Origin of the sequence: Shewanella sp. 6_MG-2023 (assembly GCF_030547195.1) — a bacterium.
In the GTDB taxonomy this organism is placed as follows: domain Bacteria; phylum Pseudomonadota; class Gammaproteobacteria; order Enterobacterales; family Shewanellaceae; genus Shewanella.
The window spans coordinates 40,683-59,272 of record NZ_JAUOQU010000031.1 but is presented as its reverse complement, the minus strand read 5'-3'; the positions used below and the strand labels follow the sequence as shown (position 1 = coordinate 59,272).

The window sequence follows — 18,590 nt, the reverse complement described above, 5'->3', positions numbered from 1 at the left end:
CATGTGCTCACCTAAAGTTGTCTACGAGGCAATAATATCACCTCTATTTAGGTGGCCAAAATTAGTGTGCCACTACAGACATCTCCTAAAACAGAAATGTCCAAAAATGAGTTTCGGTCTTTATTGTCTTTATTGTCTCGTTTGTTCGCTTTGGCGTCATGCGGTAAAGCAAAAATTTAAATCTTTATTGTGTTTTGCGGCCTTACTGATAACAAGTTAATGCAGTTTTAAGTCGATAAACGTTTCAAACTTTAATGTAAGGCGACATTCCCTTAAGCCAACACGCAGGCTTAATTGCAGTTTGCTAACACTTCAAATAGTAATCTTGGCTGTGACAAGTTAAAATATCGTTTCATTAAAAACTGGGTATCTCGATGTTTTGGCTTAAAAAAATCTTATCTCAATTGGTTATGCCTATTCCGCTGACATTATTACTGCTGTTATTGGCGATATTTGTGTTCCGCAGCCAATCCCAGCGATTGAAAACCTTAGGGCAAAGCGCTTTAATCGCGGCTTTCGCTATTTTATTGCTACTGAGTAATTCGCAATTTAGTGCAGGGTTAGCAGCCAGTTTAGAGTCTCAATACCCAGTGAATAACTCCCCGTTAACCCTCGTTTATCAATCGGGTACTGTCGCTAATGCGCAGCAAGCCTGTTATGTGATGGTGCTGGGTTCAGGTCACACTGAAAATGCTAATCGAGCTGCGGTGCAGCAGTTATCATCGACAGCATTAGCAAGATTATCAGAAGGCGTAAGGCAGCTAAAACTTGCAGATAATCGTTGCCAGTTGGTGGTCAGTGGTTGGAGTGGCGGCTTAACGCCAACCCCCCATGCTGAAATTATGCAGCAAGCGGCGATTGAGCTGGGCGTGCAAGCAAGCCAAATAGTGACGTTTGCTGATGCGCTAGATACCATTGAAGAAGCTAAATCTATGGCTGAGTTAATTGCCAATAAGCCTTTTATATTGGTTACCTCTGCCACCCATATGCCGCGCTCAATGAAGATTTTTACCACACTTGATTTAAACCCCATCGCCGCGCCGACTAATTTTATCAGCTCACCGGGTTATTGGTGGCGCTTTAGTGCTGAAAATCTGTATATATCCCAGCGTGCAATTCACGAGTATGTGGGCATGTTATGGCTAACCATAAAAGGATTATTAACTGATGTCTGATCCCAGCCAACATGAGCGCTCAGAGCCATTGTTTATCGCGCCGCATAATAAGCGCAACGGCATTAGTTTAACCATTGCTGGTGGCATTGCGGTATTTATCAGCTTGATATTATTTATCAACAACAAAAGCCTATTTGGTGTCGGTATGGTGTTTTTTGCCGTTGGCAGTGTAGGGCTGGTACTAGGTGTTGCCAAAATAAATCAGCCGAAAGCCAGTTTTAAATTATCTGCAGCAGGATTTGATTATTATCATGGCCGCGGCACAGTGCACGTAGCTTGGGATAATGTGCAGCGTATTGACGTGTCACGGGTGACCCAAAATCTTGAGTTAATTGAACTGCCGTATATTGGCATTAAACTCAAACACATCAATCCGATTTTAGATTGTATCTCCCCAAGGTTAGCCACCGGGTTATTGACTGAGCAGCGGCCGTTACTCATGACAGCAGCGACTCAAGATGAAGACTTACAAAGCCTTGAAACCTATGTCGGCGCTGAATTTACCCCATTAGTGGTTAATGGTGAGCGTTATCGTGGCGTATTAGCCATGTTTGGCCATCGCTGCCAAACCTTAGATGCTCAACTAGGGTTTCACCTTTATTTATCTATTGATAGCCTAGATAGAGCGCCAGCGGAGTTTGTCAGCTTACTGCGGCAATGGCAGCAGCAATCTATTAAGCCCTAAAGCGATTATTTGTAGATATTGCTAACTTATAGCCAAAGCGCTAATTAAAAGTGCTTACAAAAAGAGATGTGTTTAATTATTAAATAATAACTTATCGAACGAATGCCAAACGTCGATGTTTGGCATTCGTTTTAGATATTCATGAAGGATAAGCCAAACGCTGAAATTGACTATGCCGATACAGCTGCAGTGAGTTGAGGCTTTTCTTTTTCAGTTTCAACAGTGGAAACCAATTTTTCATTATTTTCTAATGCTTTGCTTTGTTTATCGTAAGCTTTTCGATAACCAAGGAACTGGCCGTTATCTAAAATTTCCATACGCTTACTATATACTTCACCATCAAAAGTTCCGGTATTGCTAATGGTGAGTTTTTCGCAATTAATATTACCTGTCATTAAGCCAGAAACCGTCGCTTCCACACAAACAACACCACCGGTGACAACCCCAGTAGCTTCAACCGTTATGTTACCAGAAGCGCGAATTTCGCCATCAACTTTCCCTGCAATAAGTACGTCGCCGTTAACTTTGATATTACCGCTTAATTCACAATCATTGGCAATAAAACTCAGGTTACTTGTGGGACTTTTTTTACTAAACATATTCGCTCTCTTTATGCATTTTTGACCGCAATGACCAGGATAATTATGCGGTTAAATTTATTTTGTTGTTAGTATTTAACATTTAATATAGCGACAATTAATCGCAAAAAAAACAATTAAATTTTGACTATTAAGACTTTTTTGACTACCAAGACTTATTGACACAGTTTATTGATACAGCTTAGCTAAAACAGCATTAACTCGTAACGTTAAGCTCAATGACACTGATAGAAGCTGATGGGCAGGGGGCAACACAAGCGCCGCAGCCTGTACAAGCCTCAAGATCAATCATAGGTTTGGGTACTTGGCCAATGGCCATCTTAAAGCTTATTGCTGCGGGATCGCAGGCATCTTTACAGCTTTGACACCATACGCCTTGATAGGTTAAACAGCTGTCATTGACGCCGGCTTTTATGTTCCAAGGCGTGAGTTGAGAAAGATCAAAAATGGGCTCTTTGCATACTGTGGCGCATTGCTGACAGAATGTGCACTCGTCGTTTGTGAATGATATTTCAGGAAAACCACCATCACCTTTAATGATTACCTTAGTTTCGCAGGCATCGATGCAAGCATTACAGCGAGTACATTCGTCAGTGAACTCAATATCAGACTTAACCCAAGGCGGTCTTTGGGCATCAATTTTACGTCTGCGAAATAGGTTTCTGCGGCTGTGATTGACTGACTGACTCATACTTCTTCCACTATTTTTGGCTAACAATAACAAGGCTAACATTAATGAGACTAAAGTTAGCCAGTAAATATCTACAGGGCTTAAATAAATAGGCTCAAAAAGCTATGTCAACTAACCCCTTAACTTCGGTAGCCGTCAGGATTTTTAGATTGCCAATGCCAGCTAGATTCAACCATGGTTTCAAGGGACAGCTCAGCGTGCCAATCTAATGCCGTTTTCGCGTGAGACACGTCAGCAAAGTATGCCGCAAGATCGCCCTCTCTACGAGCACTAAAGCAATAGGGTATCGCTTTACCGGTTATTTGCTCAAAGGTATTAATAATTTCGATAACGCTGTACCCACGGCCTGTGCCTAAATTGTAGGTGGCAATGCCTGAATTACTGTTGAGCTTAGCTAATGCTTTTAGGTGGCCTTGGGCTAAATCAACCACATGGATGTAATCTCGTACACCTGTGCCGTCAGGGGTAAGATAATCATTACCAAACACCTGTAATTCTTTTAGCTTGCCCACAGCCACTTGGCATATATAAGGCATAAGATTATTCGGAATATCGCTAGGATCTTCACCGATCAGTCCGCTTGGGTGAGCACCAACTGGGTTGAAGTAGCGTAAAATAGTGATATCCCATTGATTATCAGCAGTATGTAAGTCAGCCAGTAGTTGTTCCACCATCAGCTTTGACTGACCATAAGGGTTCGTGGCTCCGGTTGAATCGGTTTCTTTAATAGGCAAGCCATCAGGGATGCCGTATACCGTAGCTGAAGAGCTAAAAACTAACTTTTTCACCTGATGTTCCGCCATGACTTGGCACAAAATTATTGTGCCGGTGACATTAGTTTCATAATACTGCAATGGCTTACACACTGAATCAGCCACCGCTTTTAAACCAGCAAAATGAATTACTGATTCAATGACATGATCAGTAAATATTTTATGTAATAGCGCTTTATTTAGCACACTGCCTTGATAAAAAATGCAGCTTTTACCGGTAATTTGTTCAATGCGAGATAAGGCGATGACATTGGCGTTGGATAAATTATCGACAATGATAACCTGTTGATTAGCATTTAACAGTTCAACTACAGTGTGGCTTCCTATATATCCGGCTCCGCCAGTGACTAAAATTGCCATGAAATGTCCTTAACTGTGGATGACATAAAATTGAATGCAAAAATGACAGTCTACTTAAAAGTTTAACTATAGCGCCAAAGTAAAGCGAGTTAATTGCTTGGATTTTATTCTACTTAAGTTATCAAGCTCACTAAAAAAGGTATCAAGCTTTAACCTGTTTAAAGCTTAAAAGTTTTATCCATTGACTTAAGACAGAATCGGGAGATGAGTTGTTGGCCACTTTGTAATTTAAAGGTGGCAGTTTATATGACTAATTTTATTAAGTTAAGTTTAGTAGAAACTGCTAATGTAGCGTTTTGTTTACGAATTGTACTGTCAAATCACTGAAGAATAAAACCCCAAGCAGTTAACAAAATGTGATCCTTAGCACACTATGAAGGGAGTGAAGTTTACGTAAAGTGGCACTTATGAGCAAAGTAACAAATTACACCGCGAAGATCCCTGATAGTCAGGGTTACATCCAATATACCGATGAAGAACATGACATTTGGCATCAGTTATATCAGCGCCAAGTGAACAATATGCCAGGCAGAGCTTGCGAGGCATATATGCATGGCCTTGATGCTTTAGCTATGCCCACGAATCGGGTACCGCAATTAAATGAAATCGATAAGGTGTTACTTGCATCTACAGGCTGGCAAACTTCAGGTGTGCCGGCACTTATTTCATTCGGTAAATTTTTTGAATTGTTGGCCAATAAGCAGTTTCCTGTGGCGACCTTTATTCGCTCAAAAGAAGAGTTCGACTACCTACAAGAACCTGATATTTTTCATGAAATATTTGGTCATTGCCCGTTATTAACCAATCCGTCATTTGCACATTTTTCGCATATTTATGGCCAATTAGGTTTGGCGGCATCTAAAGAAGAACGGGTGTTTTTAGCGAGATTATATTGGTTTACGGTCGAGTTTGGTTTAATGAAAGCCAAAGATGATCAACTTAATATCTATGGTGGCGGTATATTAAGCTCGCCAGGTGAAACCTTATACGCATTAAGTGATAAACCGGAGCGTAAGCCTTTTGAGCTACTGGATGTGCTGAGAACCCCATATCGAATAGATATTATGCAGCCGATTTATTACGTTATCGACAATATCGACTTTTTAGATGAAATCACTCGAATGGATATTATGGCTGAAGTCGCTAAAGCACGGCAGCTAGGTTTGTTTGCGGCTAAATTTGCCCCAAAACCCAACCCAATAGCCGTTTAGGGACTCGTTAAAACTAGTCATTCATTTATACATTAATAATATAAACACTAGATTAAACTAGTGTGATAATACAGGAGCTGTTATGTCAGATTTATCCGAACTAAAATGTGAGGCTTGCCAAATAGATGCCCCAAAAGTAACCGAGCAAGAGCTGGTTGAATTTAGTCAAATGGTACCCCAGTGGACCGTTGAAAACCGTGATGGTATTAATCAATTAGAGCGAGTTTTTAAGTTTAAAAACTTCAAACTGGCGATGGAATTCACCAATAAACTCGCTGATGTTGCTGAAGCTGATTTTCACCATCCGGGGATCTTAACTGAATGGGGCAAAGTGACAGTGACTTGGTGGTCACATTCCATTAAAGGTCTTCATAAGAATGATTTCATTATGGCGGCGAAAACCGACCAGTTAATTAACTAAAATCTTAGTTAATTATATCAGCAGGTTACGTTAACGTAACCTGTTTTAGCACGTCCTCTGTTACAATTATGCTGTAAACAACACTTGCCACGCGCCCGATAACCTTTTAACGTATCGCTCACAAATTAAGAAGGGCACCCTGACATGGTCAGAATCGAGTCCTCGGATATTCCAGAAAACAATATAATAGGGAATAGTTGTTTATGCGTTTGGAAGTCAGTTGTTTAGATCGTATCGGCCTTGCGAAAGATATTCTAGAAGTGCTAGAAAACTATGGCATTAACTTAATTGCAATTGATGCCAGCAATAGAGGCTTTTTGTACCTACAGTTTGCCGAAATTGGCTTTGAAACCTTAAGTGAATTAATGCCTTTAATTCGCAAAGTAGAAAGCGTCCATGATGTTCGTACCGTATCGTTTATGCCCTCCGAGCAAGAACATTACGCGCTCAAAACCTTATTACAAACCCTGCCAGACTCCGTTTTTTCAATTAATGCTAAAGGCCGTATTCGTATTGTTAATGAATCCGCATTATTAACCCTTAATATGCAAGAGCATGAAGTGATTGATGAATCGCTTAATCATTGGGTGCAAGGATTTAACTTTTCTCGCTGGTTAACTGAAGCCCCTGTATTAGCGCAAGCCACTCGGGTGCAAATTGGTAATAATGAATATTTAGCCGAAATGCTGCCTATCTATTTACCTGATGAAAACAATGCCAGTATTTTAGCGGGCGCGGTGGTGTCGCTAAAATCACCAGCCCGTGTCGGTAAGCAATTTAATGCGCTGCAAAATCAAACCACAGGCTTTGATAATGTGTTGGCCGTTAGCGATAAAATGAAAGATGTGCTTAAACAAGCCAAACGTATGGCCCAACTGGATGCACCGTTATTAATAACTGGTGAAACGGGTACTGGTAAAGAGTTGATGGCCAAAGCGAGCCATGATGCCAGTATGCGCCGAGAGCACGCCTTTATTGCTATTAACTGCGCTGCATTACCAGATAGCGTGGCAGAAGAAGAATTGTTTGGCTTTGTGTCAAATGGCCAAGTGGTAAAACGTGGCTTGTTTGAAGAGGCGAAAGGTGGCACTGTTTTCTTAGATGAAATTGCCGAAATGTCAAAAGCTGCTCAAGTAAAACTATTGCGTTTACTACAAGATGGCACTTTTAGACGCATTGGCGGCGATGAAGAAGTGCGCGCTGATGTACGTATAATTTGTTCTACCCAAAAGAACTTGGCAGAACTGTGCCAATCAGGTGAATTCAGAGAAGATCTTTACTATCGCATTCATGTACTTAGTTATCACATGCCGTCGCTCCGTGAACGTAAAGTGGATGTTATTCCGCTCACTGAAATGTTTTTAGAGCATTATAGCCAGCAGTTATCGAGTCCATTACGACGTATTTCAGCATCATGTCGGGACTACTTGTTCACCTATGCCTGGCCAGGTAATGTGCGTCAGCTTAAAAACGCTATTTTTAGAGCGGTATCGATGTGGGATGGCTCGGCAGAACTAACCGTTGAGCAACTTAAGTTACCTTCTTATGCTGAAGGCTTTGGCTACTTTGATGAAGAGTTTGAAGGCAGCTTAGATCAAGCCATGAAAGAATATGAGGCAAGCTTATTAAGGCGCTTATATCCAGCTTATCCAAGTACCCGTCAATTAGCTAAAAAGCTGGGTGTTTCTCATACCGCTATTGCTAACAAGCTGCGCGACTACAAAATATCTAAAAAACGTTAATTAATCGTAGCGGTTATTTTTAGTGTAACGATTTCATGCCATCAAAATGTCAGTAAGCCACTGGCATTTTGAGGTTTACCAGCCTGAGATCCGCATTCTGATACTGGGATCTCATTCTGTATTGAAACCTTTACAATTTAACTCTCAAGCAAACAAAGTGTGATTTATCTCACGCTATATTAATTCGGTTAAGCTTAGGGTATTTGTATCGTTAACAACGCTATTTTAGTTGTTATTACTCAGCATAGGCGCTTTACAGGTAGCATATTTGATTTAATCGAATTGCCAAGCCAGTTAGCACGTCTTGTAATCACATTGTCTTGAGTAGTAGCAACATTATTTGTACCCATCTAGGAGTCAAAATGAAACTTGCAAGTTATAACAACGGTCGCCGTGATGGCCAACTGATGTTGGTCAGTAAAGATTTAACCAAAGCCGTTGCCGTACCTGCTATTGCGCATACTATGCAGCAATTATTAGATGCTTGGGATTTATTAAACCCGCAATTACAAGAATTATATGAAGCATTAAATGCCGGTATGATGGACAACGCCGTTGATTTTGATGAAGCTAAATGTTTATCGCCATTGCCTCGTGCATATCAATGGGCTGATGGCAGTGCATACGTCAACCACGTTGAATTGGTTCGTAAAGCGCGCGGCGCAGAAATGCCAGCAACGTTTTGGACTGATCCATTAGTATATCAAGGTGGCTCAGATTGCTTTATCGCGCCAAAAGCCGATATTGAAATGGCCAGTGAAGAGTACGGTATTGATTTCGAGTCAGAAATCGCAGTGGTCACTGACGACGTTAAAATGGGCGTAGATGCAGATAACGCTGCCCAGCACATCAAATTATTGATGCTAGTGAATGACGTATCGTTACGTAATCTTATACCTGGGGAGTTAGCGAAAGGGTTTGGCTTTTTCCAATCAAAGCCTTCAAGTGCGTTTTCGCCAGTGGCGATTACCCCTGATGAATTAGGTGACAGATGGCAAGATAGCAAAGTGCACTTACCATTGGTAACTCATTTAAATGGTGATTTATTTGGTCGTCCTAATGCGGGCGTAGATATGACGTTTAACTTTAGTCAATTGGTCGCTCATGTTGCTAAGACCCGTCCATTGGCAGCGGGAGCTGTGATTGGTTCTGGTACTATTTCAAATTATGATCGCAGTGCCGGTTCTAGCTGTTTAGCTGAAAAACGCATGCTAGAAATCATTGCAGACGGTAAAGCTTCAACGCCATTTATGCGTTTTGGCGATACAGTAAGAATTGAAATGTTTGATGATCAAGATAACTCAATCTTTGGTTCTATCGATCAAAAAGTGGTTGAATACAAAGCTTAAATAAGTGTTTTCTGTGATAAAAAGCAATAGCGTCTAACGTTATTGCTTTTTTTATATCATCAATGCTAACTCAGTTAATTTGATAAGGATATACAATGAAATTATATGGTTATTGGCGCTCCAGTGCGGCATATCGGGTGCGTATCGCGCTTAATCTTAAGCAGCTGGGTGCAGAGCAAATTTCAGTGCATTTAGTCAAAAATGGCGGTGAGCAGCATAGTGATATGTTTGCCCAATTGAACCCACAGCATTTGGTTCCGGCATTGGTTGATGAAGATGACCATGGAGAGTTTAATTTAACCCAGTCATTGGCAATTATTGAGTATTTAGAAGAGCAATATCCGCAATATAGTTTATTGCCACAAGGGGCTAAAAATAGAGCCGTAGTGCGTGCCATGGCGCAATTGATCGCTTGTGAGATCCACCCACTGGACAACTTACGGGTATTACAGTATCTCGTAAAAGACATGGGCGTATCTGAAGAAGACAAAATGAACTGGTATCATCATTGGATCCATTTAGGTTTTGCGGCGCTAGAAAAGCAATTAGCTGTTCACTCTGGTAAATTTAGTTTTGGCGACAGTCCAAGCTTGGCAGATATTTGTCTTATCCCTCAGGTTTACAATGCCTATCGCTTCAACGTAGATTTATCTGCATACCCTAATATTGTGCGGATTTGGCACACATGTCAGGCTCACCCAGCCTTTGCTGCAGCTGCGCCTGAGCAGCAAGATGATGCCAGTTAACCCAGCATTTTTTAGATAAGCTCGAGTAAAATATGGACTATGAAGCTCAGTTAAAAAATTGGATTGTAGCAGACAAGATGCGCATTAGTGCCTTGCAGCAAGTTGCAGCGCTTTTTACTGAGCTTAATATTACAGATTGGTACATTGCTGCAGGATTTGTGCGTAATTTAGTGTGGGATAAACAGCATCAAATAGCGCCCAGTGCGTTAACTGATATTGATGTGATTTATTATTGCAGCAAACAAACCAGTGCCTATCGTGATAAGTTAATCGAAAAAGCATTATCTGAGCGGATAAAACTGCCTTGGTCGGTGAAAAACCAAGCCAGAATGCATAAAAGGAATCATCACCCAGCCTATACATCAACCCTTGATGCGATGTGTTATTGGCCTGAGCAACAAACAGCGGTAGCGGTAAAACTGGATAATGATGGCAAGTTAGTGCTAAAGGCATTATTTGGTTATGAAAACCTATTTAGCCTATCGGTGAGCTATAACCCCAATGCCGATAAACATGTGTTTATGGAGCGTGTTGCCAGTAAACCTTGGTTTAAGCAATATCCTAAGCTTTCACTTGAGCTCTAACCTCCCCGTAACCCCTTGTCATTTATCACTAGTCAATTAGCTCTTGAGTTTAAGTTATAGCCTTTAGCTGCACCTTTTATGTCATTTTTATGTCATTTTTTTATGTCAGCTTTAACACTTGTGAATGTTTTGCAGTGGCATTTTCATGGAAAATATCATCAAGATAACCTGCAAGCTCTGTTTCTTTAAGCTCAGGTGGAATGATGACCTCATGGATGCGCGATCTAAGCCCGGTGCCTGAATCACGAAACAGTAGCCATCGGGGCTGATCACTTTGTCTATCTTGGCGCTTAATTGACAAGGACTTACCAAACACATCAAATTTTATAAATTTTTCATTCATCATCTTGTCCTCTTGGCGGTGGTTTAGCTAATCGGCATAGAGTTAAATATTTTGAAATAAAAACTCTATGGTAAAGGTTAGCACCACTTGATTGATGCGCACTTCATCATCTTCTTTAGTCCAAGTATATTCAGGCGTGATGGCAAAAAACAACCAATCTCGGACAAAGTTTTGTCGGTAAGTTAAGCCAATTTTTGCACTATCAATATATTTATAGGGCTGGTCGACGCCGTGTATGTGGGCTTGATAACTAATGGCTTGTTTATCACTGATATATTGATATAACTGCAGACCTGAGCCTAGCTCCCAACCATTATCGTTAGTTTCATATTGAAACGCAGCACTCCAGCGCAATAAAAAATCATCGTTAAAAGAGTGTTCAATATCGAATTCAGTAGACTCACCAGTGAGATTTTTCTCTTGATACAGCTTTTGGGTGATGCGGCTGATGGTATTTTCTGAAATAGGATAGGTATAGCGATAACGAGCTTCGATTTTAGGCTTAAAACTGAGCTTTATATTAAAACTACTTCTATTTCGAGCTAGCCAGTCATAGCGTAAGCTAAATTCCCTGTCGTTGTTATCGTCAGGGCTGCGTATAAATGAAAATGGATCATCTTCTCCAGTTGAATCAAAAATGAGTTTTAGCTTTTTAGTGACTCCAGGTAAATTAACCCGCGCATTGACGTTAGCATGATATTTAAAACCTTCTTTTTCATAATAGGAAAAATCATTATACCAACGGACAATCGTGCCAGCTCTGGCATCATCTTCAATGCGATCATCGACAAAGAAGCTGTCAAACCAAATGGCCGGTTGGCAGAATTTGGTGTTGAGATAATCAAAAGCCTTATCAATTTTCTCATCAGTTTGTGAACGGCTATAACAAGCTGATGGCTCGACTTCATCATCTGACTGGGTTTCATTCAAAGGTGATTTTTTGTCGGTGATGGTCTTTTCAGAGGTAGGCTTATCATCAGAGATGGGCTCATTATCAAAGATAGCATTAGCGATGTCCTTGGGCTGTGATGCAGCTAAATCAGCTGCAATAAACAGCGTGAGGCTAAACAGTGATGTTATCCATATTTGTGTCATTGAAAGATAATTACAGCCTATAAACAAAGGTAAAGGTATTTTGTTCAAGGGTAGCACCTTTGTAACAACAATTGAGGGGGTTTATCTTTTAATCATTGGCAGCGGCGTTTATTTTATGAGTCTTTTTATAGACAGGCTTTAATAGGCAGAATTTTTATAGGATTGATTAACAAGCAATACCGCTATTAAATGTTACAAAAAGGTAAATAGTTATTGCTTAGTTAATATCAGGCTCATACTTTGCTCATGAAAGTGCCTGGTTAAAAAATCAACGTTTTCATCAGTTAAACTGGCATTTTAAAAGCTTCTTAGTAGATAAAGTTCAAGCTAAATGTGATCTAAGTCAATAAAGCGTTATACCTAGTTTGATGTAAATAGCTTTGTTGATCTGGATCAAGATTGTTAAAGGTTTTATCTGGCAGTGTAGCGGCAATTGTTAAAGGTGTTTATCGAAAGCGCTAATTATGTTGTACACATGGAGTTGTCATAATGAATAAAAAAATAGCCCTTAGTCTAGTTGCTGCCAGTTTATTATCTGCAGGTGTTTCTTCAGCTGCGGTTGCTCATCAAGCTGGTGATTTTATCTTTCGTGTTGGTGCGGTAGCGGTTGTGCCAAATGAGTCTAGTCCAGTTGTTGCTAATGTTGCAGAGTTTACAGTCGATGATAATACCCAAGTCGGCTTAAACTTTGGTTACATGCTAACTGATAATTGGGGTTTAGAATTATTGGCAGCAACTCCTTTTAGTCATGATGTTTCTCTTGGTGAGTTAGGTAAAATTGCTGAAACTAAGCATTTACCACCAACCTTAGTGGCGCAGTATTACTTTGGTAATGGCCAATCTAAATTACGTCCTTACATTGGTGTTGGTGTTAACTTTACTAACTTTTTTGATAACGAGTTTACCAATGACTTAGACGGCGCATTAACTGATTTAAGCATGAGTAACTCTTGGGGCTTAGCGGCACAAGTTGGGCTTGATTATCAATTTAATGATAACTGGTTAGTAAATGCATCGGTTTGGTACGCTGATATCTCAACGGATGTTAAATTCAATTTAGGTGAAGATGCTATTTCAGTTGAAACTGATATTGACCCATGGGTATACATGGTCAGCATTGGTTACACCTTCTAATATTTGAAAAATATTTAGAGCAAAAAAACAGGAGCTAGGCTCCTGTTTTTTTATGTGAGCTAATAACGGAATAAGCTACTTTTTCTTTTTAACCTTCCAATGGCGAGTATTATAAATAAACTCAGGTAAAAGTAAGGTTAACCAAGCCACTAAGCGCCAGCGTTTAGTGACATAGACTTTGCGCTTGCCTTTTTGCATCGCGCTGACAATTTGTTTAGCCACTTTTGGCAATGGCGGCAACCACAGTTTACTTTTCTGCATTGCAGCTTTATCCAATAGGCCTAGCTGAATATCGGTAATAGTGATTGGTAACTTTAATCGCTGCGCATGCATGCTTAAGCCTTCAAGGTAATTTTCTGCAAAGGCTTTTGATGCATGATAAGCCACACTTGGGCCACCACGTAAACCGGCAATAGAGTTGATTGCAGCAATTTGACCATAGCCTTGCTCGCGCATTAATCGAAAGGTGGTATTACAAATTGCGGCAAAACCACGCACATTGACGTCAATGATATCTTGTTCGATTTCCCAAGGCAGTGCTTCACTGTAGCCATTAAGTCCAGTATTCACTAACACTAAATGCGCGCCTTCAAGGCTTAACCATACTTTTTCAAGCTGGCTGATAATGGCTGTTGGATTTTCAATATCTAACGGTAGCACATCAACTTTTGTCGGTAAGCTTGCGGCAAACTCGGCCATGGCATCGGGATCTTGTACAAATAGCACTAGAGAAACTTTCTGCTCGGCTAATTGACGGGCGATTTCTTTACTAAGGTGTGAGCTAGCGCCCACTATTATTGCGTTTGCTGTAGTCATGTGCTTTTAGACGACGAAATGATGGCCTATGATAAAAACAACTGCGAGGGATAACAAGCAAGAATATTATTCAATATGAGACGTATAGACTTCTAGAAGTCTTAATGTATTATAAGGACAGGATATATGAACATCATCAAAGCATTTATCAGCAAAGCATGTATTTCTTTAATGCTGCTAGGCGGATTATTCGGCTGCAGCTCTGTAGATCATTTAGTGTCTATAAGTGGTGATGTGAGTTATCGCGAGCGCATGGCATTGCCAGACAACGCAATACTCACGGTGCAAGTGAAGGATGTGTCTTTGCAAGATACCAAAGCGATTGTTATCGCTGAAAAAGTGTACCAACAAGTGAACGCGCCGCAAGCATTTGAGTTTCAAATAGCTGCAGACCAATTTATTGCTGGTCATAGTTACTCAATTGGGGCGCGAATAGAAGTAAATGGCAAGCTGTGGTTTATCAATACGCAAACGTATAGCATTGATGTCAATGAGACACAGCCCATAAATGTGATTGTTAATAAAGTCGGTGGCTAGTCTTTTCATGGCTATGCACTGGGTTATTTTGTATTAAAAAGGTGCTCCTATGCCGGTTAGAATTCCAGATGATTTACCTGCAGCTGAAATCTTAGAGTCTGAAAATATCTTTGTGATGTCGGAAACTCGCGCTGCAAATCAAGATATTCGACCTATGCGGGTATTAATTCTAAATTTAATGCCCAATAAAATTGAAACCGAAACGCAACTATTGCGCTTATTAGGTAATACCCCGCTGCAAGTGGATGTTGACCTATTGCGTATTCATGACAAAGCATCTAAGCATACTTCTGTCGATCATATGAATGCTTTTTATCGGGATTTTGAAGCGGTTAAAACGAACAATTATGATGGGTTAATTATTACCGGTGCGCCACTTGGGCAGCTGGATTTTGAAGATGTGGTGTATTGGGATCACATTAAAGAAATTATTGATTGGTCTCAAGAACATGTTACTTCAGTATTATTTTTGTGCTGGGCAGGTCACGCGGGGTTATTCCATCTTTATAATTTACACCGAAAACTATTAGCTAAAAAACGCTCAGGGGTATTTAAACATAGCCGCTCATTAAAGCCGCATCCGCTACTTAGGGGCTTTGATGATGAATTTTATGCGCCTCATTCGCGTTTTGCTGAAATGGATGTAGAACTTATTAAGCAGCATCCTGACTTAGAAGTGTTAGCTGAATCTGCAGAGGCAGGGGCCTATATTGTCCTTAGCCGTAATAACAGAAACTTATTTGTGATGGGTCATCCTGAATATCAAAAATCGACCCTTAATGACGAGTATCAACGGGATTTAGCGCAAGATTTAAATCCAGATGTGCCGCTAAACTATTATCGAAATGATGATCCAAGCCAAGAGCCCATTGCTCGCTGGCACAGTCATGGCAGTTTGTTAGTGAGCAACTGGCTTAACTACTATGTTTACCAGCTTACGCCTTATGATTTATCAGATATGAGCGCAAGAACGCCGTGGGAATTGAAAAGCTAATCACAGATTGATTAAGGTGTTTAAACAAAATATGGCGTAAATTCGGCCAAACATCATGCTACAAGTATTAATAAAAAGGGCGATATCGTTTTCGATATCGCCCTTTTTTATGGCAAATCTCCTCAAAAACACCTTGATAATTTAACGCTGGCTATGACTTTTTTAGTGGGATTTATTACATTTTAGCTATTTTAAATCAGGGCTTTACGCTTGATGTAAATCTTCAGTGACACTCATAAAATATTCACTATTGATAATCACATTCAAACTACTTGCTTTACGTTAGCGTAAACGTCAGAGTGTAACTATTATTTTATAGTTGAACTAGATCACATTTTTGCTGATTTTGTCCGCTTACTTACCAGCAGTTTAGACCGGAGAAGTTATGAGTACAGACCAATCACCCCAAGATATTGTCATTGTTGCAGCTAAACGCACCGCAATGGGGGGCTTTCAAGGCGCACTATCAGCCGTACCAGCGCCAACCTTAGCGGCCAATGCAATTAAAGGCTTAGTCAATCAAACTCAAATCAATACTGATTTAATTGATGAAGTGTTTATGGGTTGTGTATTACCGGCAGGCTTAGGTCAAGCGCCAGCAAGACAAGCGACATTGGGCGCTGACCTACCTTTGAGTGTTGGCGCAACAACCGTGAATAAGGTTTGTGGTTCAGGCATGAAAACCGTGATGTTAGCTCATGATGCAATTAAGTCTGGCAGCAGCGAAGTGGTTATTGCTGGTGGTATGGAAAGTATGAGTCAAGCGCCATATTTACTTGATAAAGCGCGCGGCGGTATGCGTATGGGGCATGGCAAAGTGTTAGACCATATGTTTCTTGATGGATTAGAAGATGCCTACACTGGCGGCGCTATGGGCACATTCGCGCAAAAAACTGCAGATGATTTCGGCCTCACCCGAGAGCAAATGGATAACTTTGCCTTAAGCTCACTTGAAAAAGCCAATAAAGCGATTGATTCAGGTGCGTTTAAAGCTGAAATTGTGCCAATTACCATTGCAAATCGCCGTGGAGATGTGACCGTTGATACCGATGAGCAACCTGGCAATGCCCGCCCTGAAAAAATCCCGACATTGCGCCCCGCTTTTACTAAAGACGGCACCATTACCGCCGCCAACTCAAGCTCGATTTCTGATGGCGCCGCAGCAGTAATGCTAATGACCCGAGAAAAGGCAGCGTCATTAGGCTTGGAAGTGATGGCCACGATTAAAGGCCATAGCACTCACTCACAAGAGCCATCAATGTTTACCACAGCGCCAGTGGGCGCGATGAACAAATTATTCGACAAGGTTAACTGGGCAAAAACAGATGTTGATTTATTTGAAATCAACGAAGCCTTTGCCATGGTGACCATGTTAGCAATCCAAGAGCTACAACTTGATGCCAATAAAGTGAACATCTATGGCGGAGCGTGTGCATTAGGTCATCCAATTGGTTGTTCTGGCGCCCGTGTATTAGTGACCCTCATCCATGCGTTACAAGCTAAAGGTTTGGCTAAAGGCACAGCTAAAGGTGTGGCGTCATTATGTATTGGCGGCGGCGAAGCAACTGCTATGGCGATTGAAGTTTAACCTCGTTGTAATTGATTAAGATTTAACAAGACTCGTTGTTAATTGCGTCACTTTTGATGTTGGCGTTATTAACAACAAATAAGCACCAGTAAAGGCTATGGCAAATAATCATCATAGAGTGATGCTAACAATAACTGCTTGGTTGGTGCTTATTATTACTCAAGAGCTTTGGGGCTCAACAATAATCTGTAACAGGATTTAGGAAGCAAGATGACCATACAAGTTAAACATTATATTGCCGGTGAATTCACCGAAGGTACAGGTAGTCAAAACATTGATGTTACTAACCCAGCTAACAACAGCGTTATTGCCAATATTAACGCTGCTACGGTTGCAGAAGTTAATCAAGCCATAGACAGTGCAAAACAAGCATTCACTACGTGGAAAGAAGTACCTGTGTCAGAGCGTGCTCGCGTAATGCTCCGTTATCAACACCTTTTAAAAGAGCATCACGATGAAATCGCCACTATTCTGGCCCAAGAAACCGGTAAAACCTTTGAAGATGCAAAAGGTGATGTTTGGCGTGGTATTGAAGTGGCAGAGCATGCTTGTAATATCGCCTCAATGTTAATGGGCGAAACCGTTGAGAATGTGGCGCGTAATATTGATACTTATAGCTACACCCAGCCATTAGGGGTGTGTGCGGGTATTACCCCGTTTAACTTCCCGGCGATGATCCCGTTATGGATGTTCCCGTTAGCGATTGCTTGCGGTAATACCTTTATTTTAAAGCCTTCAGAACAAGATCCAATGACGCCGCAGCGTTTAGTTGAATTGTTTGTTGAAGCGGGCGCGCCCAAAGGCGTGCTGCAGCTTATTCATGGTGATAAAACCGCGGTGGATATTTTGTTGGCAGATCCTGACATTAAAGCGATTTCATTTGTTGGTTCTGTGGCTGTAGGGCAATACATTTACAAAACGGGTACTGATAACTTAAAGCGTGTTCAAGCCTTTGCTGGCGCGAAAAACCACTGCGTGATCATGCCTGATGCTAATAAGCAGCAAGTGATCAATAACATGGTTGGCGCATCAGTTGGCGCTGCTGGTCAACGTTGTATGGCGATTTCAGTGGCAGTATTTGTTGGCGCTGCTAAAGAGTGGATCCCAGAGCTTAAAGAAGCACTAGCAAAAGTACGCCCAGGTTTATGGAATGATGACAATGCCGCCTATGGCCCAGTTATTAGCCCCGCTGCCAAAGAGCGTGTACTTAAGCTTATTGCCCAAGGTAAAGCTGAAGGCGCGGACTGTTTACTCGATGGTAGCGACTTTACGGTTGAGGGCTATGAGTCAGGTAACTGGATTGGTCCAACCATGTTCGACAAAGTCACTACCGATATGAGCATTTATAAAGAAGAGATCTTCGGTCCTGTATTGTGCTGCATGGAAGCTGACAACCTTGATGACGCCATTGAGTTAGTCAATAACAGTCCATATGGTAACGGCACTTCAATTTTTACCGCATCCGGCGGTGCAGCGCGTAAGTATCAACACCACATCGAAGTGGGCCAAGTGGGCATTAACGTGCCAATTCCTGTGCCATTACCATTCTTCTCATTTACCGGTTGGAAAGGCAGTTTCTATGGCGATCAGCACGCTTACGGTAAACAAGCGGTGCGTTTTTACACTGAAACTAAAACCATCACTTCACGATGGTTTGATGACGAAGTGGTGAGTGGCCCGAATATGAGCATCAATCTTAAGTAAATGTACTGGTCTTCTGATGGGAGAAGACCAGTTAATTATTCAG

General features: G+C 41.2%; 19 protein-coding genes. 13 read left to right on the top strand and 6 right to left on the bottom strand.

Features of this window, described 5'->3' with window-relative positions:
* Window positions 1-374: 374 nt before the first annotated feature.
* The gene (locus Q4533_RS16395; RefSeq protein ID WP_102519035.1) at window positions 375-1,175 is read left to right on the top strand and encodes an ElyC/SanA/YdcF family protein; all 801 of its coding nucleotides are present in this window, start codon (window positions 375-377) and stop codon (window positions 1,173-1,175) included.
* Entirely contained in the window at window positions 1,168-1,860 is a 693-nt protein-coding gene (locus Q4533_RS16390) for a DUF2982 domain-containing protein (RefSeq protein ID WP_102437749.1), read from the top strand. The genes Q4533_RS16395 and Q4533_RS16390 overlap by 8 nt, the downstream gene beginning before the upstream one ends.
* A 170-nt stretch (window positions 1,861-2,030) precedes the next feature.
* On the opposite strand, the gene Q4533_RS16385 is transcribed toward Q4533_RS16390, so the two are convergent.
* From Q4533_RS16385 to galE, 3 genes are all read right to left on the bottom strand, one after another.
* Complete coding sequence (locus Q4533_RS16385) at window positions 2,031-2,459, bottom strand: polymer-forming cytoskeletal protein (RefSeq protein WP_303503352.1); 429 nt, start codon at window positions 2,457-2,459, stop codon at window positions 2,031-2,033.
* A gap of 196 nt (window positions 2,460-2,655) precedes the next feature.
* On the bottom strand, window positions 2,656-3,150 hold the full coding sequence (napF, locus tag Q4533_RS16380; RefSeq protein ID WP_102437745.1) for a ferredoxin-type protein NapF: 495 nt from the start codon (window positions 3,148-3,150) through the stop codon (window positions 2,656-2,658).
* A 119-nt stretch (window positions 3,151-3,269) separates the two neighbouring features.
* Window positions 3,270-4,283: a UDP-glucose 4-epimerase GalE gene (gene galE / locus Q4533_RS16375; protein WP_303503350.1), complete on the bottom strand. Its 1,014-nt coding sequence runs from the start codon at window positions 4,281-4,283 to the stop codon at window positions 3,270-3,272.
* Between the two features lie 407 nt (window positions 4,284-4,690).
* On the opposite strand from galE, the gene phhA reads away from it, so the two are divergent.
* From phhA to Q4533_RS16345, 6 genes are all read left to right on the top strand, one after another.
* On the top strand, window positions 4,691-5,494 hold the full coding sequence (gene phhA / locus Q4533_RS16370; RefSeq protein ID WP_303503348.1) for a phenylalanine 4-monooxygenase: 804 nt from the start codon (window positions 4,691-4,693) through the stop codon (window positions 5,492-5,494).
* Window positions 5,495-5,576: 82 nt separating this feature from the next.
* Window positions 5,577-5,915, top strand: a complete 339-nt coding sequence (locus tag Q4533_RS16365) for a 4a-hydroxytetrahydrobiopterin dehydratase (protein WP_102437739.1) — start codon at window positions 5,577-5,579, stop codon at window positions 5,913-5,915.
* A 203-nt stretch (window positions 5,916-6,118) separates the two neighbouring features.
* Entirely contained in the window at window positions 6,119-7,657 is a 1,539-nt protein-coding gene (gene tyrR / locus Q4533_RS16360; protein WP_102437737.1) for a transcriptional regulator TyrR, read from the top strand.
* A 362-nt stretch (window positions 7,658-8,019) separates the two neighbouring features.
* Window positions 8,020-9,006: a fumarylacetoacetate hydrolase family protein gene (locus tag Q4533_RS16355; RefSeq protein ID WP_076539825.1), complete on the top strand. Its 987-nt coding sequence runs from the start codon at window positions 8,020-8,022 to the stop codon at window positions 9,004-9,006.
* Between the two features lie 95 nt (window positions 9,007-9,101).
* Window positions 9,102-9,752, top strand: a complete 651-nt coding sequence (gene maiA, locus Q4533_RS16350; RefSeq protein WP_303503345.1) for a maleylacetoacetate isomerase — start codon at window positions 9,102-9,104, stop codon at window positions 9,750-9,752.
* Window positions 9,753-9,784: 32 nt separating this feature from the next.
* A complete protein-coding gene (locus Q4533_RS16345; RefSeq protein ID WP_102532224.1) occupies window positions 9,785-10,336 on the top strand; it encodes a nucleotidyltransferase family protein in 552 nt (183 codons plus the stop codon).
* Window positions 10,337-10,436: 100 nt separating this feature from the next.
* Here the strand turns inward: Q4533_RS16345 and Q4533_RS16340 are convergent, their stop codons facing one another.
* A complete protein-coding gene (locus tag Q4533_RS16340) occupies window positions 10,437-10,682 on the bottom strand; it encodes a hypothetical protein (protein ID WP_303503341.1) in 246 nt (81 codons plus the stop codon).
* 39 nt (window positions 10,683-10,721) lie between these two features.
* Window positions 10,722-11,822, bottom strand: coding sequence for a hypothetical protein (locus Q4533_RS16335; protein ID WP_241904127.1), 1,101 nt, complete (start codon window positions 11,820-11,822; stop codon window positions 10,722-10,724).
* Between the two features lie 441 nt (window positions 11,823-12,263).
* Here Q4533_RS16335 and ompW point away from each other — a divergent pair, with 441 nt between their 5' ends.
* Complete coding sequence (ompW, locus tag Q4533_RS16330) at window positions 12,264-12,908, top strand: outer membrane protein OmpW (RefSeq protein WP_102437727.1); 645 nt, start codon at window positions 12,264-12,266, stop codon at window positions 12,906-12,908.
* Window positions 12,909-12,983: 75 nt separating this feature from the next.
* Here the strand turns inward: ompW and Q4533_RS16325 are convergent, their stop codons facing one another.
* Entirely contained in the window at window positions 12,984-13,724 is a 741-nt protein-coding gene (locus tag Q4533_RS16325) for an SDR family oxidoreductase (protein ID WP_102532226.1), read from the bottom strand.
* Between the two features lie 126 nt (window positions 13,725-13,850).
* Between Q4533_RS16325 and Q4533_RS16320 the strand changes: the two genes are divergently transcribed.
* The 4 genes from Q4533_RS16320 to Q4533_RS16305 all read left to right on the top strand — a co-directional run bounded on the left by Q4533_RS16320 (window position 13,851) and on the right by Q4533_RS16305 (window position 18,547).
* The gene (locus tag Q4533_RS16320; protein WP_303503338.1) at window positions 13,851-14,261 is read left to right on the top strand and encodes a YbaY family lipoprotein; all 411 of its coding nucleotides are present in this window, start codon (window positions 13,851-13,853) and stop codon (window positions 14,259-14,261) included.
* Between the two features lie 49 nt (window positions 14,262-14,310).
* Complete coding sequence (metA, locus tag Q4533_RS16315; RefSeq protein ID WP_303503336.1) at window positions 14,311-15,255, top strand: homoserine O-succinyltransferase; 945 nt, start codon at window positions 14,311-14,313, stop codon at window positions 15,253-15,255.
* A gap of 385 nt (window positions 15,256-15,640) precedes the next feature.
* On the top strand, window positions 15,641-16,843 hold the full coding sequence (locus Q4533_RS16310) for a thiolase family protein (protein WP_303413979.1): 1,203 nt from the start codon (window positions 15,641-15,643) through the stop codon (window positions 16,841-16,843).
* A gap of 210 nt (window positions 16,844-17,053) precedes the next feature.
* Window positions 17,054-18,547 carry a CoA-acylating methylmalonate-semialdehyde dehydrogenase gene (locus Q4533_RS16305; RefSeq protein ID WP_102437717.1) on the top strand — a complete coding sequence of 498 codons (1,494 nt, stop codon included), beginning with the start codon at window positions 17,054-17,056 and terminating at the stop codon, window positions 18,545-18,547.
* The last annotated feature ends 43 nt before the right edge of the window (window positions 18,548-18,590 follow it).